The sequence below is a fragment of the Pseudomonas sp. KT_2_4 genome (genome assembly GCF_041410225.1).
In the GTDB taxonomy this organism is placed as follows: domain Bacteria; phylum Pseudomonadota; class Gammaproteobacteria; order Pseudomonadales; family Pseudomonadaceae; genus Aquipseudomonas; species Aquipseudomonas paracarnis.
In genome coordinates this window covers 3,388,934-3,408,602 of the sequence record NZ_CP166962.1, presented here as the reverse complement: position 1 = coordinate 3,408,602, position 19,669 = coordinate 3,388,934, and the positions used below count along the sequence as shown (strand labels likewise).

Annotated in this window: 22 protein-coding genes; 16 read left to right on the top strand and 6 right to left on the bottom strand. The window is 61.9% G+C overall.

From position 1 onward, the window contains the following. Positions 1-124: 124 nt before the first annotated feature. Entirely contained in the window at positions 125-412 is a 288-nt protein-coding gene (locus tag AB9N64_RS15830; protein ID WP_014720316.1) for a HigA family addiction module antitoxin, read from the bottom strand. Positions 413-846: 434 nt separating this feature from the next. On the opposite strand from AB9N64_RS15830, the gene AB9N64_RS15825 reads away from it, so the two are divergent. The 10 genes from AB9N64_RS15825 to madM all read left to right on the top strand — a co-directional run bounded on the left by AB9N64_RS15825 (position 847) and on the right by madM (position 8,453). After that, on the top strand, positions 847-1,086 hold the full coding sequence (locus AB9N64_RS15825; protein ID WP_014720315.1) for a DUF6124 family protein: 240 nt from the start codon (positions 847-849) through the stop codon (positions 1,084-1,086). A gap of 245 nt (positions 1,087-1,331) precedes the next feature. Further along, positions 1,332-3,002, top strand: a complete 1,671-nt coding sequence (gene mdcA / locus AB9N64_RS15820; RefSeq protein ID WP_019817746.1) for a malonate decarboxylase subunit alpha — start codon at positions 1,332-1,334, stop codon at positions 3,000-3,002. Further along, positions 3,003-3,836 (top strand): triphosphoribosyl-dephospho-CoA synthase, encoded by an 834-nt coding sequence (locus AB9N64_RS15815; protein WP_014720313.1) that lies wholly within the window; start codon positions 3,003-3,005, stop codon positions 3,834-3,836. Further along, positions 3,836-4,135 (top strand): malonate decarboxylase subunit delta, encoded by a 300-nt coding sequence (locus AB9N64_RS15810; RefSeq protein ID WP_014720312.1) that lies wholly within the window; start codon positions 3,836-3,838, stop codon positions 4,133-4,135. Before AB9N64_RS15815 ends, AB9N64_RS15810 begins: the two co-directional genes overlap by 1 nt. Continuing rightward, positions 4,128-4,970, top strand: coding sequence for a biotin-independent malonate decarboxylase subunit beta (locus tag AB9N64_RS15805; protein WP_371359513.1), 843 nt, complete (start codon positions 4,128-4,130; stop codon positions 4,968-4,970). The genes AB9N64_RS15810 and AB9N64_RS15805 overlap by 8 nt, the downstream gene beginning before the upstream one ends. Continuing rightward, positions 4,967-5,737 carry a biotin-independent malonate decarboxylase subunit gamma gene (gene mdcE, locus AB9N64_RS15800; protein ID WP_038451835.1) on the top strand — a complete coding sequence of 257 codons (771 nt, stop codon included), beginning with the start codon at positions 4,967-4,969 and terminating at the stop codon, positions 5,735-5,737. The genes AB9N64_RS15805 and mdcE overlap by 4 nt, the downstream gene beginning before the upstream one ends. After that, positions 5,731-6,327 (top strand): malonate decarboxylase holo-ACP synthase, encoded by a 597-nt coding sequence (locus AB9N64_RS15795; RefSeq protein WP_019817743.1) that lies wholly within the window; start codon positions 5,731-5,733, stop codon positions 6,325-6,327. The genes mdcE and AB9N64_RS15795 overlap by 7 nt, the downstream gene beginning before the upstream one ends. Continuing rightward, the gene (gene mdcH / locus AB9N64_RS15790) at positions 6,324-7,223 is read left to right on the top strand and encodes a malonate decarboxylase subunit epsilon (RefSeq protein WP_058410813.1); all 900 of its coding nucleotides are present in this window, start codon (positions 6,324-6,326) and stop codon (positions 7,221-7,223) included. The genes AB9N64_RS15795 and mdcH overlap by 4 nt, the downstream gene beginning before the upstream one ends. A 67-nt stretch (positions 7,224-7,290) precedes the next feature. Next, positions 7,291-7,683 (top strand): malonate transporter subunit MadL, encoded by a 393-nt coding sequence (gene madL, locus AB9N64_RS15785; RefSeq protein WP_019817741.1) that lies wholly within the window; start codon positions 7,291-7,293, stop codon positions 7,681-7,683. A 5-nt stretch (positions 7,684-7,688) separates the two neighbouring features. After that, complete coding sequence (gene madM, locus AB9N64_RS15780) at positions 7,689-8,453, top strand: malonate transporter subunit MadM (RefSeq protein WP_003195023.1); 765 nt, start codon at positions 7,689-7,691, stop codon at positions 8,451-8,453. An 84-nt stretch (positions 8,454-8,537) separates the two neighbouring features. On the opposite strand, the gene AB9N64_RS15775 is transcribed toward madM, so the two are convergent. After that, entirely contained in the window at positions 8,538-9,452 is a 915-nt protein-coding gene (locus tag AB9N64_RS15775) for a LysR substrate-binding domain-containing protein (protein WP_020301906.1), read from the bottom strand. A 144-nt stretch (positions 9,453-9,596) separates the two neighbouring features. Here AB9N64_RS15775 and AB9N64_RS15770 point away from each other — a divergent pair, with 144 nt between their 5' ends. After that, on the top strand, positions 9,597-10,214 hold the full coding sequence (locus AB9N64_RS15770) for a hemolysin III family protein (protein ID WP_014720306.1): 618 nt from the start codon (positions 9,597-9,599) through the stop codon (positions 10,212-10,214). A 17-nt stretch (positions 10,215-10,231) separates the two neighbouring features. On the opposite strand, the gene AB9N64_RS15765 is transcribed toward AB9N64_RS15770, so the two are convergent. Beyond that, the gene (locus AB9N64_RS15765; protein WP_058410812.1) at positions 10,232-11,134 is read right to left on the bottom strand and encodes a LysR family transcriptional regulator; all 903 of its coding nucleotides are present in this window, start codon (positions 11,132-11,134) and stop codon (positions 10,232-10,234) included. Positions 11,135-11,242: 108 nt separating this feature from the next. Here AB9N64_RS15765 and AB9N64_RS15760 point away from each other — a divergent pair, with 108 nt between their 5' ends. Genes AB9N64_RS15760 through AB9N64_RS15750 form a run of 3 tightly spaced genes read left to right on the top strand, consistent with a single transcriptional unit; the run spans position 11,243 to position 13,773 of the window. Then, positions 11,243-12,484: a D-amino acid dehydrogenase gene (locus tag AB9N64_RS15760; protein WP_191949074.1), complete on the top strand. Its 1,242-nt coding sequence runs from the start codon at positions 11,243-11,245 to the stop codon at positions 12,482-12,484. Positions 12,485-12,494: 10 nt separating this feature from the next. Further along, the gene (locus AB9N64_RS15755; RefSeq protein ID WP_014720303.1) at positions 12,495-12,845 is read left to right on the top strand and encodes a RidA family protein; all 351 of its coding nucleotides are present in this window, start codon (positions 12,495-12,497) and stop codon (positions 12,843-12,845) included. Positions 12,846-12,870: 25 nt separating this feature from the next. Next, positions 12,871-13,773 carry a transporter substrate-binding domain-containing protein gene (locus AB9N64_RS15750; RefSeq protein WP_020301902.1) on the top strand — a complete coding sequence of 301 codons (903 nt, stop codon included), beginning with the start codon at positions 12,871-12,873 and terminating at the stop codon, positions 13,771-13,773. Positions 13,774-13,908: 135 nt separating this feature from the next. Here the strand turns inward: AB9N64_RS15750 and AB9N64_RS15745 are convergent, their stop codons facing one another. Both AB9N64_RS15745 and AB9N64_RS15740 read right to left on the bottom strand, forming a co-directional pair. After that, positions 13,909-14,628 (bottom strand): 16S rRNA (uracil(1498)-N(3))-methyltransferase, encoded by a 720-nt coding sequence (locus AB9N64_RS15745; protein ID WP_014720301.1) that lies wholly within the window; start codon positions 14,626-14,628, stop codon positions 13,909-13,911. Between the two features lie 88 nt (positions 14,629-14,716). Beyond that, on the bottom strand, positions 14,717-16,123 hold the full coding sequence (locus AB9N64_RS15740) for an adenosylmethionine--8-amino-7-oxononanoate transaminase (RefSeq protein WP_275968174.1): 1,407 nt from the start codon (positions 16,121-16,123) through the stop codon (positions 14,717-14,719). A 272-nt stretch (positions 16,124-16,395) separates the two neighbouring features. Between AB9N64_RS15740 and AB9N64_RS15735 the strand changes: the two genes are divergently transcribed. Both AB9N64_RS15735 and AB9N64_RS15730 read left to right on the top strand, forming a co-directional pair. Continuing rightward, positions 16,396-16,947: a cytochrome b gene (locus tag AB9N64_RS15735; protein ID WP_014720299.1), complete on the top strand. Its 552-nt coding sequence runs from the start codon at positions 16,396-16,398 to the stop codon at positions 16,945-16,947. A gap of 32 nt (positions 16,948-16,979) precedes the next feature. Further along, complete coding sequence (locus AB9N64_RS15730; protein ID WP_371359512.1) at positions 16,980-17,579, top strand: YceI family protein; 600 nt, start codon at positions 16,980-16,982, stop codon at positions 17,577-17,579. Between the two features lie 142 nt (positions 17,580-17,721). On the opposite strand, the gene AB9N64_RS15725 is transcribed toward AB9N64_RS15730, so the two are convergent. After that, entirely contained in the window at positions 17,722-19,605 is a 1,884-nt protein-coding gene (locus tag AB9N64_RS15725) for a DEAD/DEAH box helicase (RefSeq protein WP_014720297.1), read from the bottom strand. Between the last annotated feature and the right edge of the window lie 64 nt (positions 19,606-19,669).

The window sequence follows — 19,669 nt, the reverse complement described above, 5'->3', positions numbered from 1 at the left end:
TGAAGATCTACTGTGGGAGCTGGCTTGCCTGCGATAGCGGTGTTTCTGTCACTGCATCAAGCACTGACCCACCGCCATCGCAGGCAAGCCAGCTCCCACACTGAGCTGCGCTCATCTCCAGGTCTCAATCAATCCGCGCAAACCGTTCAATCACTGGCTGCTCCCGGTGCTCGGCCTGCCATAAGTCGTAGGCACTTTGCATCGACAACCATAACTGGGCTTTACTCACGCCAGCCCGTTCCAACCGAACGGCAAGGTCCGGGCTGACCGGGGCGTGGCCATGCAGGATCCTTGAAAAAGTCTGACGGGCGAAACCAAGGCGTCGCGCCATCTCGGTAATGGTGATACCCAAGGCTGGGATAACGTCCTCAAGTAAAATTTCACCTGGGTGAGGTGGGTTGTGCATCGGCATGTTGGTGCGTCCTTCGACTATGGGCATTCAACCGCGAAGGCTAGAAGGACCAGTTCCAAGCAACAACCCCAAAACGCTGTATGAAACTTCCTGCATGCCCTTCGACATAAAAGGCTTCGGATTTTTCCTGCAAGATTTTGGGCCGTGCATGAACTAGTGGTGAGAGGTCCGCACGCCTAGTCTTCGTCCCGTCATCGCAAAAAACGCTGACACGGACGTGCAGGTCCGGTTACATGTCGGCGCACCAACGCCCATAGCCATTCAACGGGCGTTTTTTATGCCTGCTGTACTCGTTATGGCGGCTGTGCGTGGGAGATTCTTCGGAGTCTGCCGGGGTCCGATATGCCCGGTCTTGCACACCTGCGTACAGCTGCCACCTTGAGTCGCGTGCAAGCGGAAGAGGGTAGCTCCATCACATATCGGAGCTGTAAGTCATGGTCAAACCTACGCCCAATCCACCCCTTTTCACCGTAAACCCCCACCAAGACAACGAAACCCTGCTGGTCAATGCCAGCGAAACCCTGTCCTCGCTCAATGCGCTCACCTGCAACCTGGCCTTCGACCTGGACACTTCCCAGCGCGCCATCATGCTGGGGATCCAGCAAATGGCCGAGTTGGGGCAGTTGCTGATCGAGAGCGCATTGGAGCAAGTCAGCCCGTCCCCAGCTTCTTGAAACGGCCCCAATCAGGGACCGCTATCTAACCAACACCACCGACCCATGTGGGAGCTGGCTTGCCTGCGATAGCGGCCTGTCAGTCAACATCTCAGTAGCTGACCTACAGCTATCGCAGGCAAGCCAGCTCCCACAGTTTGATCTTCGTTACTCCAGGCGTAACGGTTCGTCCTCCAGCTTGATTGATGCCTTTGCGCTTCACTCCTAAGGTTAGCCCCACGACAGCAACCCCCCGTGGAGCGACCATGACAACAACCATCACCCCCGACTCGCGCTGGACGCGGCGGCGCGACGAGAAGCAGCGGCGGCTCGGGCTGGTCAAACAGTATGCAGACGGGGCGGTGTTGCCCAGTGACAAGATCGTCGAGGCCCTTGAAGCCTTGATCCTTCCCGGCGACCGCGTGGTGCTGGAGGGCAACAACCAGAAGCAGGCCGACTTCCTTTCGCGCTCCCTGGCCAAGGCCGACCCGGCCAAGCTCCACGATTTGCACATGATCATGCCCAGCGTCGGGCGTTCCGAGCACTTGGACCTGTTTGAAAAGGGCATCGCTCGCAAGCTCGATTTCTCCTTCGCCGGCACCCAATCCCTGCGCATCAGCCAGTTGCTGGAAGACGGCCTGCTGGAAATCGGCGCGATCCACACCTACATCGAACTTTACGCCCGGCTGGTGGTGGACCTGATCCCCAACGTGGTGCTTTCTGCCGGCTTCATGGCTGACCGCGCCGGCAATATCTACACCGGCGCCAGCACCGAAGACACCCCGGCGCTGATCGAACCCGCTGCCTTCAGCGATGGCATCGTCATCGTGCAGGTCAACCAGTTGGTGGACGACGTTACCGACTTGCCTCGCGTCGACATTCCCGCCAGTTGGGTGGATTTCGTGGTGGTGGCCGACAAGCCGTTCTACATCGAGCCGCTGTTCACCCGCGACCCGCGCCATATCAAGCCGGTGCATGTGTTGATGGCGATGATGGCGATCCGTGGCATCTACGAAAAACACAATGTGCAGTCGCTCAACCATGGCATCGGCTTCAACACTGCTGCCATCGAATTGATCCTGCCCACCTACGGCGAATCCCTGGGTCTGAAAGGCAAGATCTGCCGCAACTGGACCCTCAACCCGCACCCCACATTGATCCCGGCGATTGAAAGCGGTTGGGTGGAGAGTGTGCATTGCTTCGGCACCGAACTGGGCATGGAAAACTACATTGCCGCACGCCCGGATGTGTTCTTCACCGGCCGCGATGGCTCCATGCGCTCCAACCGCATGTTCTGCCAACTCGCCGGCCAATACGCCGTGGACCTGTTTATCGGCGCCACCCTGCAAGTGGATGGCGACGGGCATTCCAGCACCGTGACCCGTGGCCGCCTCGCCGGTTTCGGTGGCGCGCCGAACATGGGCCACGACCCACGCGGCCGCCGTCATGGCACACCGGCCTGGCTGGATATGCGCCACGACGATGCCCCCGAAGCCTTGCTTGAACGCGGCAAAAAACTCGTGGTGCAAATGGTCGAGACCTTCCAGGAAGGCGGCAAACCGACCTTTGTCGACACCTTGGACGCAGTGGAAGTGGCCCGCAAAAGCGGCATGCCCCTGGCGCCCATCATGATCTACGGCGACGACGTCACCCACTTGCTCACCGAAGAAGGCATCGCCTACCTGTACAAGGCGCGCTCCCTGGAAGAACGCCAGGCAATGATCGCCGCCGTCGCCGGGGTGACCGCCATCGGTATGCGCCACAACCCCAAGGACACTGCGCGTATGCGCCGCGAAGGCTTGATTGCCTTGCCCGAAGACTTGGGTATTCGCCGCACCGACGCCACCCGCGAGTTGTTGGCCGCCAAGAGCGTGGCCGACCTGGTGGACTGGTCTGGTGGCCTCTACAACCCGCCCGCCAAATTCAGGAGCTGGTAAATGCGCGCGCTCAAACAGCATGAACTGAGCCTGACCGATCGCCTGGCGGATATGGCCGTGGATGCGCTGATCGACGAAGCGGATTTGTCGCCCAAACCCGCTCTGGTAGACCGGCGCGGCAACGGCGCCCACAGCGATTTGCACCTGGGGCTGATGCACGCCTCGGCGCTGTCGCTGTGGCCGATGTTCAAGGAAATGGCCGAGGCCGCGCTCGACATCGGCGAAGTCGGCCTGCCCCTGCGCGAGGCGCTCGGGCGTATTGGCCGGGAAGGCGAGCAGGCCATGCTCGCCACTACCCAGGGCGTGAACACCCATCGCGGTGCGATCTGGGCGCTGGGGTTGCTCGCCGCTGCGGCGGCCTTGGAGCCCCGTGCCATAACCCTGACCGCCGCCAAGCTGGCCCTGCTCAACGACCGCTTCGCCCCGCAGCCCATGAGCCATGGGGCCCAGGTTGCGCAGCGCTACGGCGCACGCGGTGCCCGTGAAGAAGCCCAGCTCGGCTTCCCTTCGGTGATTCAACGCGGCCTGCCGCAACTGCACAAGAGCCGCCGCGAAAACGCCGGTGAGCAGAACGCCCGCCTGGATGCTTTGCTGGCGATCATGACGGACCTGGCAGACACCTGCGTGCTCTACCGCGCCGGTACCGAAGGCCTGGCCACCATGCAACAGGGCGCCCAGGCCGTGCTCGACGCCGGTGGCAGCGCAACCCTGGCCGGACGCCGCCAACTGCATGAGCTGGACCTGCAACTGCTGGCCTTGAATGCCTCCCCCGGTGGCGCCGCCGACCTGTTGGCCGCCTGCCTGTTTATCGACCGCCTCGACGGAGCGTTGTGATGGAAACCTTGTCCTTTGAATTCCCCGCCGGGCAGCCCCCCAAAGGCCGTGCGCTGGTGGGTTGCGTCGGCTCGGGCGACCTGGAAGTGCTGCTGGAGCCGGGCACGCCCGGCACCTTGACCATCCAGGTGCAAACCTCGGTCAATGGCGCGCAGCAACGCTGGCAGCACCTGTTCGAACGCATCTTCCAGGAGCAGACGCCACCGGCCCTGAACATTGATATCCACGACTTCGGTGCCACACCCGGTGTGGTGCGCTTGCGCCTGGAGCAAGGTTTCGAGGAGATCGGCCATGACTGACCTACTCGCTAAACACAGCTTTGTGGAACTCGGTGCCCGCCAGCGCGCCAAGGCGCTGTTGGATGCAGGCACCTTCCGCGAGTTGATCGACCCGTTCCAGCGGGTCATGTCGCCGTGGCTCAGCCGCCAAGGCGTGGTGCCCCAGGCCGATGACGGTGTGGTGATCGCCAAGGGCAGCATCGGCGCCAAGCCTGTGGTGATTGCCGCGATCGAAGGTAATTTCCAGGGCGGCAGCCTGGGTGAAGTTGGCGGTGCGAAAATCGCGGGCGCCTTGGAGCTGGCCGCCGAAGACAACCGCAACGGCATCCCCACCTGCGCCGTGTTGCTGTTGGAAACCGGTGGGGTGCGCTTGCAGGAAGCCAACCTGGGCCTGGCCGCCATTGCCGACATTCACGCGGCGATTGTCGACCTGCGCCAGTATCAGCCAGTGATCGGCGTGGTGGCCGGCAGTGTCGGTTGCTTTGGGGGCATGTCCATTGCGGCTGGCTTGTGCAGCTACCTGGTGGTCACTCGCGAAGCACGCCTGGGCTTGAATGGCCCGCAGGTGATTGAGCAGGAGGCTGGCCTGGAGGAATACGACTCCCGTGACCGCCCCTTTATCTGGAGCCTTACCGGTGGCGAGCAACGCTTCAACAGCGGCTTGGCCGACCGTTATGTGGCGGACGATGTGGCGCAGATCCAGCAGACCGTCAGCACACTGTTGCAGCAAGGTGTACCCGCACAACCGCGTAGCCGGCGCGCTGATTTTTACCTGGCACGCCTGGCCGAACTGGACGCGAGCGCGCAAATCGAGCCGGCCACTGTTCGCGCGCTGTATGAGGGAGAACGCTCATGAGAGGCTTGCAGTGGTTCAACGCGTTGAGCGCCAACGCAACGCCGGTGGAAGGTTTGCCGGGCTCATTGAAAGTGGCGGATGGAGTATTGGGTGAACAGGCGGTGCGCTATATCGCCGTGGTTCCCGACCCGCACAACCGCTTCCCCCGCGCCCGCAATGGCGAAGTCGGCCTGCTGGAAGGCTGGGGCTTGGCCAAGGTGGTGGACGAAGCCATCGCCCGGGGTGACAAGCGTCCTATCATCGCTATCGTCGACGTACCCAGCCAAGCCTATGGCCGCCGCGAAGAAGCCCTGGGCATTCATCAGGCCCTGGCCGCCGCGGCTGACAGCTACGCACGCGCTCGGCTTGCCGGCCACCCGGTGATCGCCCTGCTGGTGGGCAAGGCCATGTCGGGGGCGTTCCTCGCCCACGGCTACCAGGCCAATCGCCTGATTGCCCTGCGCGACCCCGGCGTGATGGTGCATGCCATGGGCAAAGCCTCGGCCGCCCGGGTGACCTTGCGCAGCGTCGAAGAATTGGAAACCCTGGCCGCCAGCGTGCCGCCGATGGCCTATGACATCGACAGCTATGCCAGCCTGGGATTGCTGTGGGAGACGTTGTCAGTCACCCGGATTGAACAACCCACGGCGGATGACGTGGCGCGGGTCAGCGATTGCCTGGTGCAGGCGGTCAAGGATATCGGCAGTACCGACTTGAGTTCACGCCTCGGCGCCACCAACCGAGCCGCCTCCAGCCATGTGCGCCAGCTGTTGCGGGAGCAATGGTGAACGCCCACGACTTGCTCTGGGGCATGACCCTGGCGCATCTGCCTGCCGATGCCCCGGTCTGGGTGCGGGAGGCGATCCGTGCCGGGCATCCGGTGGTGGTGCGGCGTGCCATCGCCGAGCCGGACCATGTGGCGGTCGGTGTGCGTGGGCGTTTGCGTGAGCAGCGTTTTGCCGCCCGGATGCCCGTGGCGGCGGTGCATCGGCGGGTGGTACCGCAAGCCTTGCGCGAGGTGCTCTCACCACGGGATTTACCGGCGCTGCGGGCCCTCGATCAACTGCGGCCGGTGCTGGCGCAGCAAGACTGGGGCGTCAGCGGCAGTGCCGGGTTTGAATTGGCCAGTGGCATTGAAGCGCTGCATGCCAACAGTGACCTGGATTTGATTCTGTGCACGCCCAATCCTTTAGGTCGTAGCGAGGCGCAAGCGTTGTTGGCGATCCTGGACACCGCGCCCTGCGCCGTCGACCTGCAACTGCAAACCCCGTTCGGCGCCGTCGCCTTGCGCGAATGGGCCGGGCCCTCACGCCGTGTACTGCTCAAGACCGTCAGCGGTGCGCACCTTGTGCTCGACCCTTGGCAGACCGTGGCATGAGCAGCCTTCTGGTGTTTCCGGGGCAGGGCGCCCAACGCAGCGGCATGCTCCAGGGGCTGCCGGCCGACATTCTGCAAGAGGCCAGTGATGCCCTGGGTGAAGACGTTCGTCTGCTCGACTCGGCGCAGGCGCTGGAATCGACGCGGGCTGTGCAACTGTGCCTGTTGATCGCCGGCGTGGCCCATGCCCGGCAATTGGCGTGCACGCCGGATTACGTGGCGGGCCTGTCCATCGGCGCCTACCCGGCTGCGGTGATCGCCGGCTCCCTGGGTTTTGCTGATGCGATAAAACTGGTCAGCCTGCGTGGCGAGTTGATGCAGCAGGCTTATCCACAGGGCTATGGCATGACGGCGCTGATCGGCCCTGATCTCTCCAGTGTCGAAGCGCTGCTGGCGGATATCCACAACGCGCAAACGCCGGTGTACCTGGCCAATATCAATGCCGATAACCAGACCGTCATCGCCGGCAGCAACGAGGGGATGAAGCGGGTTGCCGAGCGCATCAAAGGCAACGGTGTCGCCAAGCGCTTGGCGGTCAGCGTGCCGTCTCACTGCCCGTTGCTGGAGCAACCCGCCCAGGCGCTGTTCCAAGCCTTCGTCCCACTCAAGGCGCCGCGCATCACTTACCTGAGCAGCACCCGCGCGCGACCTATCCACAACCCCGAACAACTGCGTGACGACCTGGCCTTCAATATGTGCCGCGTTGTCGATTGGCGCGGCACGGTGCAGAGCGCCTACGAGCGCGGTGTGCGACTGCAAATCGAACTGCCTCCGGGCGCGGTGCTCACCGGTCTGTCACGCCGTGTTTTTGAACAAGGCACGGTGATCGCCTGCGAAGGCGCCCGCCTGGACACCTTGCAGGCCCTGCTGCAAGAGGAGGAGCGCCGCCACCGATAACGCAGTACCCGAGGCTTTCGAAGCACAAAAACAACAATTTCGAACGAGCACTTTGAGGACAACAACCATGATTATCTACGGTGTGGCTTTTTTGGCGTTCTGCACGTTGGCAGGGCTGTTGGTGGGTGAACTGCTGGGCAAGCTGTTGGGTATCCCGGCCAACGTCGGCGGGGTGGGTATTGCCATGCTGCTGTTGATCGGCCTGGGCAGCTACCTGAGCAAACGCGGCCTGTTTACCGGCAAGTCAGAGCAAGGCGTGAGTTTCTGGGCGGCGGTGTATATCCCGATTGTGGTGGCGATGGCTGCCCAGCAAAACGTGTATGGCGCCATCAGCGGTGGGCCTATGGCGATTCTGGCCGGGACCCTCGCCGTGGTGCTCGGCTTTGCCCTGGTGCCCGTGCTGGTGCGTATCGGTAACCGCGAGCCGGTTGCTCCTGTTCCCACCAAAGAAGCCGGGTGATCGCCATGTACGAATCGATGATGAAAGTGATCACCGGCTACGGCTTGATCAGTGGTTTTGCCGTGATCGGCCTGACCATGTGGGTGTCTTATTGGATCTCCGATACCTTCACCAAGGGCCGCCTGCATGGTTCGGCTATTGCCATTCTGCTGGGGTTGGCGCTGTCGTATGTGGGCGGTGCGTTTACCGGTGGTTCCAAGGGCGTGGTGGATATTCCATTGTTGTCAGGCATCGGCCTGCTCGGTGGTGCGATGTTGCGGGACTTTGCCATTGTCGCCACGGCGTTTGGTGTGAGTGTCGATGAGCTCAAACGCGCCGGCTACGTGGGTGTACTGGCGCTGTTTGTCGGCGTGGGCTCGTCGTTCGTTGCAGGGGTCGGGGTGGCGATGGCGTTCGGGTACACCGATGCGGTGAGCCTCACCACCATCGGTGCCGGGGCCGTGACCTATATCGTCGGCCCGGTGACCGGTGCGGCGATTGGGGCCAGCTCCGAGGTGATGGCGCTGTCCATTGCCGCGGGGTTGATCAAGGCCATTCTGGTGATGGTGATGACGCCGTTCGTAGCGCCGCTGATCGGGCTGAACAACCCACGCAGTGCGGTGATCTTCGGTGGCTTGATGGGCACCTCCAGCGGTGTGGCGGGCGGCCTGGCGGCGACTGATCCGAAGCTGGTGCCTTATGGGTGTTTGACGGCGGCGTTCTATACGGCGCTGGGGTGTTTGTTGGGGCCGTCGTTGTTGTTTTTGCTGATGCGTGGGTTGGTGGGCTGACAGGTCGGGCCTCATCGCAGGCAAGCCAGCTCCCACAGGGGACCGAGATCACCTGTGGGAGCTGGCTTGCCTGCGATGGCGGCCTCAAACCTGGCGATTGGCATACATCCGACACTCTGCCAACAACGCCAGCAGGTTCGGGTCGCGCTCCTTGGCTTTCAAAAACACCACACCGATCTGCTGCTGCAACCGATACCTGGGTTGCAGCGGTATCAGCTTCACGCGGTTCTCATACACCGCTGCAATTCGCCCCGGCAGCAGTGCATAACCCACCCCCGAGCTGACCATGCTCAGCAAGGTGAAGATATCGTTCACCTGCATCGCAACCTTCGGCTCGAACCCGGCCTGATGGAACACCCGGTTGCCGTCCTGATGCGTGGCGAAGCCCTGCGTGAGGGTGATGAAGGTGGCATCGCGCACGTCGGCCAGGTCGATTTCCTGATCTCGGTCCAGGGGCGAATCGGCCGGGGTGGCGAGGAAGATGTCATCGCTGAACAGCGCGATTTGCTCGCAGTCGGGGTCGTGGGCGTGTTCGTCGAGAGAGATGAGGATCGCGTCCACCTCCATGTTCTTGAGCTTGTAGAGCAGGTCGAAGTTGGAGCCCAGGATCAGGTCGATATTGAGTTCGCTGCGCCTGATTTTCAGACCCATGATCAACTGCGGCACGGTCTTGACCGTCAGCGAATACAGCGAGCCGAGCTTGAAGCGTTCGGCCGAGAACCCGGCGGCTTCGCGGGTCAGGCGCACGCTGTCGACCACATCAGCCACCAGTTTCTGCGCACGCTCTTCGAGCACGTAGGCGCTTTCCAGCGGGGTGAGGTTGCGCCCCTCGTGTTTGAACAGCGGGCAGCGCAGGGCACTTTCCAGGGAGTGAATGGCGCGGTGCACGCTGACATTGCTGGTTTGCAACTCGGCGGCCGCGCGGGCCAGGTTGCCGGTGCGCATGAACGCCAGGAAGATCTCCAGCTTCTTGAGGGTGAATTCTTCGTCGATCAGCATGGCCTTGGGCTCTTGTTCGATTGCGCTCGATTGTGCCTGCAAACGCGGCCCTCGTCGCTGGAACGTCACACGCCGCTTGCACTCTGATACGCAAGGCTGGAGGCTTGCCGACAGTCGTCAACGGTGAGGGGAGGTCAACGATAGATGTATCACGGGGAACGGTTCAACGCCTGGAGCCATTTGCTCGGTGCAGTCGCGGCGTGTATTGGCGCCGTGTGGATGTTGGTGGTGGCGAGCCTGGACGGCAGCCCCTGGAAAATCGTCAGCGTGGCGATTTATGGTTTTACCCTGATGGTGCTGTACAGCGCGTCGACGGTGTACCACAGCGTGCGGGGGCGGCGAAAAGAGATCATGCAGAAGGTCGATCACTTCTCGATCTACCTGTTGATCGCCGGCAGCTACACACCGTTCTGCCTGGTAAGCCTGCGCGGGCTGTGGGGCTGGACGCTGTTCGGGATCGTGTGGGGGCTGGCGGTGATTGGCATCCTGCAAGAGATCAAGCCGCGCTCGGAGGCTCGGATTCTGTCCATCGTGATCTACGCGGTAATGGGCTGGATCGTGCTGGTGGCGGTCAAGCCGCTGATCGCGGCGCTGGGCACGGCAGGGTTTATCTGGTTGGCCGCGGGTGGGGTGTTGTACACCGTGGGCATCATCTTTTTTGCCCTGGAAGATCGCCTGCGTCATTCCCATGGCATCTGGCATTTGTTTGTGATTGGCGGCAGCCTCCTGCATTTTGTGGCGATCATGCATTACGTGCTGTGAATGCTGGTGGCTGCTCTTTAAAGGCGCTCGAGCAACTCACGGGCACGATTGCCGAAAATCTGCAGCAGCTTGGCCAGCATATGCGGCGGTGGCTCATCGCCGCGGGTCAGGGCGTAGAGGGTGATCGGCAGGGGGGGCGTGAGGGTGCGGATACAGGTGGTGGCCGTCGATGCGCCGAGGGCGGTAAAGGGGTCGATCACCGTCAAGCCGGCGCCGGACTCCACCATCGCCCGGGCCAGGGAATAGGTTTGCACCGAGATGGTCACCCGTGGCGGTGGATCAACGTTCTCCAGGTAGCTGTCCAGCTTGGTCGCCAGCGGATCGGCACTGGAGAGCCCGATCAATGGCGCGCCCGCCAGTTCGCTCAGTGGCAATGGCCGGTTGATTTCAGCCGCCGACCAATAGCCCTTGGACGCCAATGCAACCAGCACGCCATTGGCCAGCACCTGTGTGGTCAACCCCGGATGTCCGGAAAAATTGAGGGTCAGCGCCAGGTCGATTTCGCGCATTAACAGCTTCTGGACCAGCTCACGGCTATGGTCGCTGGACAGCTCGCAAGCCATGTCGGGGTATTCGCGCTTCCATTCCAGAATCGCTGGAGGCAGCAGCGACAGGGCCAGCGCGGGTATCGCACCAATGCGTACGCTTTGCCCTGGGGCGCGGCGCAGGCTCTTGGCCAGGCGCCGTACACCTTGCAAGCTCTCGGTGACTTTCTCGACTTCGCGTTCCAGCGCCAGGGCTTCCGGCGTGGGTTGCAATTTGCCGCGTACACGCAGAAACAGCGCAAAGCCCAGCTGCAATTCGGCGTGCTGCAACACTTTGGTCACCGCCGGTTGTGAGACGTGCAGCAACTGCGCGGCGGCACTGATCGAGCCAGTCTGGCGAATGGCCTGGAAGATTTCGATATGACGCAAGCGCATGGCAGGTCCATAACCTTTGTTTATAGGTGACCCATCTTTATTCATTGTCGGTGGCCTGTCACCTGCGCCTACGCTTGGCCTTCAGTTAATCAACGGTCGGGGGCTGGGATGGCGAGGCAGGTTTGCATCATCGGTGGTGGGGTCATCGGCCTGGCCAGTGCTTACGCACTGGTGCGGGCAGGCCACGAGGTCACGGTGATAGACGCCCGTGACACCCTGGGGAGCGAAACCAGTTTCGCCAACGGTGGGCAGCTGTCCTATCGCTATGTTGCACCGCTGGCCGACGCGGGCGTGCCGCTGCAGGCGATGGGGTGGCTGTTGCGTGGGGACTCTCCGCTCAAACTGCGCCCTCGCCTCGACCCCCGGCAATGGCGCTGGATGGCTGCATTCGTCGGCGCATGCCGGGGCTCGGTGAACAAGCGCAACGCTGCCCACTTGCTGCGGCTGGCGAGCCTGAGCCAAGGCACCTTGCAGCAATGGCGTGTCGACGATCGGCTGGACGGCTTCGACTGGCGGTGCAACGGCAAGCTGGTGACCTTCCGTAATGCCGGGACCTTTGAGCGTGCGCGCGCCAACGTCACAGACATCCTGCAGCAGCAGGTACTGTCGATGGCCGACTGCCAGCGCCTGGAACCTTCCTTGGCGGCGCGGGATTTTGTCGGAGGCATCTATACGCCCAGTGAAGAAGTTGCGGACTGTCATGCCTTTTGCCAACGCCTGGCCGCCAGGTTGGAAGCGTCCGGGCGTTGCACATTTTTGCTGGGGCGCAAGGTTACCGGGGTTCGTCACGCCGACGGTGCGGTGCAGGCCATCGAGTTGGGCCATGAAGTGATGCCGGTCGATCAACTGGTATTGGCTGCCGGGCATCGCAGTGCCGAGCTGCCATTGCCGCGCTTGTCGCTGGCGCTGTATCCGCTCAAGGGCTACAGCCTGAGCGTGCCGATCGGCGAGCAGCACAAAGCACCGAACGTAAGCATCACCGACTACGACCGCAAGATCGTCTATGCACGCATAGGTGAGCAACTGCGGATCGCGGCCATGGTGGATATTGTCGGCTTTGATGCGCGTCTTGAGCCCAAGCGCCTGGCGTTGATAAAGCGTCAGGCGCTGGAAACGTTTCCTTTGGCCGGTGACTACACCCAGGCGGTCGAATGGGCCGGTATGCGCCCGGCAACACCGACGGGCGTGCCATTGATCGGTGCCAGCGCCTACCGCAACCTGTGGCTGAACCTGGGGCATGGCGCACTGGGCTTCACCCTGGCCTGCGGCAGCGGCCAACTGCTGGCCGAGCTGATCGACCAGCGCCCCCCTTCCATTGATATGCAGGGCCTGACGCCCCGCGCCGCTTGAGGATGCAGCCATGACCATTACCCGAATCAATAGCAACGAACGACTCAGCGGCGCCGTGACGTTCAAGGACCTGGTGTTCCTTTCGGGCCAGGTACCGGGCGACGGCCTGGATGTGGCTACTCAGACCCGGCAAGTGCTGGCCAGGATCGACGCGCTGTTGGCCGAGGCGGGCAGCGATAAGGATCACTTACTCAACGCCACGATTTACCTGAAGGACATCGGTGCCGGTTTTGCACCGATGAATGATGTCTGGTCCGCATGGCTCTCGCCAGGCATGGCGCCCACGCGCACTACCTTGCAAGCAGAGCTGGCGCGGCCGAGTGTGCTGGTGGAAATCAGCGTGATTGCAGTACGTAAATAACCTCAAAGACCAACGGAGAATAACAATGAAAAAGATCCTGTTGACCGGCTGCACCCTGGGCCTTTTGTGGGGCGCGCAGGCGCATGCAACCGAAGCGCCGCTGGCGGGCACTTTGAGCAAGATCGCCAGCGCCAAGTCCATCACCCTGGGCTACCGCGATGCGTCGGTGCCGTTTTCCTACGTGGGGGATAGCAGTGGTAAACCGATGGGCTACTCGGTGGACCTGGCAAACAAGATTGTCGAGCGTATCCAGCAGAAAACCTCAGTGGGCGACCTCAAGGTGAAATACAACCTGGTGACGTCCCAAACCCGCATCCCGCTGGTGCAGAACGGCACTGTCGATCTGGAATGCGGCTCAACCGGCGTGACGGCTGAACGGCAGAAGCAAGTGGCGTTCTCCTACGGGTTTATCTACGTAAAAGGCCAGTTGCTGACGGCCAAGGACAGCGGGATCAAAGGCTTTGCCGACCTAGCGGGCAAAAATGTGGTGACCACTGCCGGCACCACCAATGAGCGCTTCCTCAAAAGTTATAACGCTGAACACAAAGCCAATATGTTCGTGATCAGCGCCAAGGACCATGGCGAAGCGTTCAAGATGCTCGAGACTGGCCGGGCCGTAGCGTTCTATATGGACGACGCGTTGCTCTACGGCGAGCGTGCCAAGGCCAAGGACCCGCATCACTGGGTGGTGGTCGGCGAGGAGCAGTCGCGGGAGATCTACAGCTGCATGGTGCGCAAGGATGACCCGCAGTTTCTCGCGGTGGTCAACGAAACCCTGGGCGAGCTGTACCGCTCGGGAGAGATCAACGGGATTTACCAGCGCTGGTTCGAGCAGCCGATTCCGCCCAAGGGCTTGAACCTGGAGTTCCCGATGACCAGCGAGTTGAAAGCGATCATCGCCAAGCCGGTGAGTGACCCAGTGGAGTAAGCCTTGGGTAACCCGATAAAACTGTAGGAGCTGGCTTGCCTGCGATAGCGGTCTGTCAGTTGTAAATTAACTGCCTGAAACACCGCTATCGCAGGCAAGCCAGCTCCCACAGTTGATTGGGTTTACAGGGGGAGGTTAGAAGTCGCCCCAGAGTTGTTGGGCGACGGAGAGTGCGACGACGGGGGCGGTCTCGGTACGCAACACCCGCGGGCCGAGGCGAGCGGCGTGGTAGCCGGCGTCTTGGGCGGTCGCGACTTCATTATCGGTGAGCCCCCCTTCGGGACCGATCAAGAACGCCAGGCTCGATGGCTTGGCGTGGCTGATCATCGGCTCTGCCACCGGGTGCAGCACCAGCTTCAAGTCCGCCTCGGTTTGCTTGAGCCAGTCTGCCAGCAAGAGCGGAGGGTGAATCACCGGCACCGTTGAGCGCCCACATTGCTCGCACGCGCTGATTGCCACCTGGCGCCAGTGCAGCAAGCGCTTGTCGGCGCGTTCGTCCTTGAGGCGTACCTCGCAGCGGTCGCTGAAGATCGGTGTGATCGCGTTGACGCCCAATTCAGTGGCCTTCTGGATCGCCCAGTCCATGCGCTCGCCCCGGGACAGGCCCTGGCCGAGGTGAATATGCAGGGGCGATTCGGCTTGGCCGGCAAAGCTATCGGTGAGTTGCACGGTGACGCGTTTTTTACCGACTTCCAGCAAGGTGCCACTAAACTCCTGGCCAGAGCCGTCGAACAGTTGCACGGCATCGCCTTCACCCATGCGCAACACACGGCTGATGTAATGCGCCTGGGCTTCGGGCAGTTCGTGATCGCCGAGGCTCAGCGGGGTGTCGGTGAAAAAGCGGGACAGTCTCATTTCTGTTCTCTGAAGAAGTTTATGTAGGCGCAGCGGCGCGCCTGGAATGCCTTCGCGAGCAAGCTCGCTCCTACAAGGATTTAGGCAATCAACCCGGATCACGGAAGCCTGGATGGAAATCTTTCGGCACCGCCACACTGACCTTGCTGTTGGTGGCGATATCGATCCCCTCGCTGGCCACCTCGGCCAGAAAGTCGATCTGCTCGGGGGTAATTACATAAGGCGGCAGGAAATACACCACGCTGCCCAACGGCCGCAGCAGCGCACCGCGCTCCAGCGCGTGCTCGAAGACCTTCAGGCCACGGCGCTCCTGCCACGGGTAGGCGGCCTTGGTGGCTTTGTCCTGCACCATCTCGATGGCCAGCACCATGCCGGTCTGGCGCACTTCCGACACGTGAGGATGGTCCACCAGGTGCGCGGTGGCGGTGGCCATACGCTGGGCCAGGGCCTTGTTGTTCTCGATGATGTTGTCTTCTTCAAAGATATCCAGCGTTGCCAACGCCGCCGCACAGGCCAGCGGGTTGCCGGTGTAGCTGTGGGAGTGCAGGAAGGCGCGCAGTGTGGGGTAGTCATCGTAGAACGCGCTGTAGACGTCTTCCGTGGTAACCACCGCGGCCAGCGGCAGGTAACCGCCGGTAAGGGCCTTGGACAAGCACAGGAAGTCCGGGCGGATGCCGGCTTGTTCACAGGCAAACATACTGCCGGTGCGGCCGAAGCCCACGGCGATTTCGTCGTGGATCAGGTGCACGCCGTAGCGGTCGCAGGCTTCGCGCAGCAGCTTGAGGTACACCGGGTGGTACATGCGCATGCCACCGGCGCCCTGGATCAGCGGTTCGACAATGACGGCGGCAACGGTGTCGTGATGGTCGGCCAGGGTCTGTTCCATCGCCAGGAACATGGTGCGCGAGTGTTCTTCCCAGCTCATGCCTTCGGGGCGCAGGTAGCAGTCCGGGCTCGGCACCTTGATAGTGTCGAGCAGCAGCGCCTTGTAGGTCTCGGTAAACAACGGCACGTCGCCCACCGACATCGCGGCGATGGTTTCGCCGTGGTAGCTGTTGGTGAGGGTGACGAAGCGCTTTTTGTTCGGCTGGCCGCGGTTGAGCCAGTAGTGGAAGCTCATCTTCAGCGCCACTTCGATGCAGGACGAACCGTTATCGGCGTAGAAGCAGCGGGTCAGCCCTTCGGGCGTCATCGCGACCAGGCGTTCGGACAGCTCGATCACCGGTTGATGGCTGAAACCGGCGAGGATCACGTGCTCCAGCTGATCGACCTGATCCTTGATACGCTGGTTGATCCGTGGGTTGGCGTGGCCGAATACGTTGACCCACCAGGAACTGACGGCATCGAGGTAGCGCTTGCCTTCGAAGTCTTCCAGCCATACGCCTTCACCGCGCTTGATGGGCACCAGCGGCAGTTGCTGGTGGTCTTTCATCTGGGTGCAGGGATGCCACAGCACCGCGAGGTCGCGTTGCATCCACTGGTTGTTCAAGCCCATCGGTGATCTCCTCGAAGCGGTCCTGCGGCGGGCACAGGCGAAACAATCGCGCAAGCCTATGCAATGGTGGCTCGGGTCACAAGCCATTGTGGGGAAATTCGGAGTAAATGCAGGACGGTCTGTCACGTTTCCCAGGGATAGTCTTAATCCCTTGTTAATTTATGATGCCTAGCCTCTTTATCGTATTTCTCGATATTTCAAAGCAAAATTTTCCGCTTTAATTCGATAGGTAAAGCGCTAGTCTTGGGCACAGTTCTTACGGGATTAAGTACATGCAGCTACGTAATTCGCCGGCCCGCTATGGTTGGGTCAGCATGGTTCTGCACTGGGGCGTAGCCCTGGTGGTGTTCGGTTTATTTGCCCTGGGCTTGTGGATGGTCGGTCTCGATTACTACAGCGCCTGGCGCAAAGATGCGCCCGACTTGCACAAGAGCATTGGCATCACGCTGTTCGCCATCATGCTGGTGCGGATCGTCTGGCGCCTGGTCAGCCCGCCGCCGCCACCACTGGCCAGCTATAGCCGCATGACGCGGATCGGCGCCGCGTTTGGGCACGCGTTCCTTTATGTCGGGCTGTTTGCCGTGATGATTGCCGGTTACCTGATTTCCACCGCAGACGGTGTCGGTATCCCGGTGTTTGGCCTGTTTGAAATTCCTGCCGTGGTTTCCGGTCTACCGGACCAGGCAGATACCGCGGGTTGGGTGCACCTGTACCTGGCCTGGGTGTTGGTGGTCTTCGCCGGCTTGCACGGCGTGGCGGCCCTGAAACACCATTTTATCGATCGTGATGCGACCCTTGCGCGAATGCTGGGACGCAAAGCCTGATGTTCAACCTCGACTCACAAGGAATAGAAAGCATGTTGAAAAAAACACTCGCTGCGCTGGCAATCGGTTCTGCCCTGCTGTCCGCAGGTTCGGCGATGGCCGCTGACTACGTGATCGACAAGGAAGGCCAGCACGCCTTCGTCGATTTCAAAATCAGCCACCTGGGCTACAGCTACATCACCGGTACCTTCAAGGACCTGGATGGAAAGTTCAGCTTTGACGCCGCCAAGCCCGAAGACGCCAAGATTGAAGTCAACGTGCGTACTGCCAGCGTGTTCTCCAACCACGCCGAGCGCGACAAGCACGTTAACAGCAAGGACTTCCTGGAGTCGGGCAAATTCCCTGATGCCAAGTTCGTTTCCACCGGCGTCAAGCCAACTGGCAAAAATGCTGATGGCAAGCTGACTGCTGATGTGACCGGGGACCTGACCTTCCACGGCGTGACCAAGCCGATCCTGGTCAAAGCCACGTTCCTGGGCGAAGGCAAGGATCCATGGGGCGGCTACCGTGCCGGCTTCGAAGGCACCACCAACATCAGCCGCAAGGAATTCAACAAGGACGGCATGGACGTAGGTCCACAGTCTGACAACGTGCAGTTGTACATCACGTTTGAAGGTGTGAAAGCGAAGTAATGCTTCGTATGTAGGAGCGAGCTTGCTCGCGAAGGCCGCAAGGACACCGCGTTAAACCAGGATGCCCGCGTTATCGTTGACGACCTTCGCGAGCTAGCTCCTACAGGCAAAAAAAACCCGTATCTCACGATACGGGTTTTTTTTATGCTTCGCGGTTGCGAGTCAGCAGCGCTGGTTTCTCACCACGAGGGCGGCCTGGCAGTTGATCCAACTGCTCAGGTGTCGGGAAGCGATCCGCTTTCGACTCCTTGTGGATGATCTTCGGCGCCGGGCCACCCCGTGGGTTTTGTACTGCAGGCTCGGACGAGCGAGGCTGATCGTCACGGGCAGGGCGGCGGTTGTTGCTGCGTGAATCTTCGCGACGGGCCTGGCCGTCACGCGGTGCGCCATTACGCGGGCCGCTGCGCTTGGCAGGCGGGGTGCCAGTGGTGCCGCCGCTGCTGTTGCGCGGGGCGTTCTGGCGACCGCCCTGTGGCTGGCCGCTACGTGGAGCGCCTGCGCCCTGGGCAGGAGCCCCTGGACGACGGCCACGGCCCTGGGCCGGTTTGGCCTGGGGCACGTAGTCGACGCGGTTACCGAAGTTATCGATATCGTCGTCAAGGAACTCGTCCGGGGCGCGGTCGGCCGCGGCGCGTGGTGGCTGGCTCGGCTGGCGCTGTTCGCGGGCCGGGGTGCCTTCACGGGGCTTCTGCTCACGGGCCGGGCGTTCGCCACGGCTGCTGCTCGCGGTTTTTTCCTTGCCCTTGTCCTTGCCTTTGTCGCGACGACCACCGCCACCACCGCCGCCGTTCGGGCCATCGCCCTTCGGACCACGTGGGTTGCGCGGGTTGCGCACGTCTGGACGCTCGCGCGCTTCTGGCTTCTCGGCCTCCACGGCGCTGGCATCAAAGCCCATCAGGTCGCCATCGGCGATTTTCTGCTTGGTCATGCGTTCGATGCTTTTCAGCAGCTTTTCTTCATCCGGCGCGACCAACGAAATGGCCTCGCCCGAACGACCGGCACGGCCGGTACGGCCGATACGGTGCACATAGTCTTCATCGACGTTTGGCAGCTCGAAGTTGACCACGTGTGGCAACTGGTCGATATCCAGGCCGCGTGCGGCGATATCGGTGGCCACCAGGATACGCACGCTGCCGGCCTTGAAGTCGGCCAGGGCTTTGGTGCGTGCGTTCTGGCTCTTGTTGCCGTGGATGGCGACGGCGGTGAGGCCGTGCTTGTCCAGGTACTCGGCCAGGCGGTTGGCGCCGTGCTTGGTACGGGTGAACACCAGCACCTGTTCCCACGCGCCGTGGGTGATCAGGTGCGCCAGCAGCGAGCGCTTGTGGCTGGCGGCCAGGCGGAACACGCGTTGCTCGATACGCTCGACCGTGGTGTTCGGCGGCGTGACTTCGATGCGTTCCGGGTTATGCAGCAGCTTGCCGGCCAGGGCGGTGATGTCCTGGGAGAACGTTGCCGAGAACAGCAGGTTCTGCCGTTTGGCCGGTAGGCGGGCGAGGACTTTTTTCACGTCATGGACAAAGCCCATGTCGAGCATGCGGTCGGCTTCGTCCAGCACGAGGATTTCCACGTGGGACAAATCGACGCTGCCTTGGCCGCACAGGTCGAGCAAGCGACCCGGGCAGGCTACGAGCACGTCGACACCACGGGACATGGCCTGAACCTGTGGGTTCATGCCGACGCCGCCGAAGATGCAGGCGCTGACGAACTTCAAGTCGCGGGCATACAGCTTGAAGCTGTCGTGCACTTGGGCTGCGAGTTCGCGGGTTGGGGTCAGGACCAGTACGCGCGGTTGGCGCGGGCCGTGACGTTGGGATTTGTCCGGGTGACCATTGGGAAACAACCGCTCCAGGATCGGGAGGGCGAAACCGCCGGTTTTACCAGTACCTGTCTGAGCCGCAACCATCAGGTCGCGACCTTGCAACACGGCGGGAATGGCCCGCTGTTGCACCGGAGTAGGCTCGGTATAGCCCGCTGCCTCGATGGCGCGGACTAAAGCCTCGGAGAGACCGAGGGAAGCAAAGGACATGAGTAATCCTGTTTTAGTTAGGGCTTGGCCCAAAGGGATAATCTTGCCGGGCGTGAATGGCGCT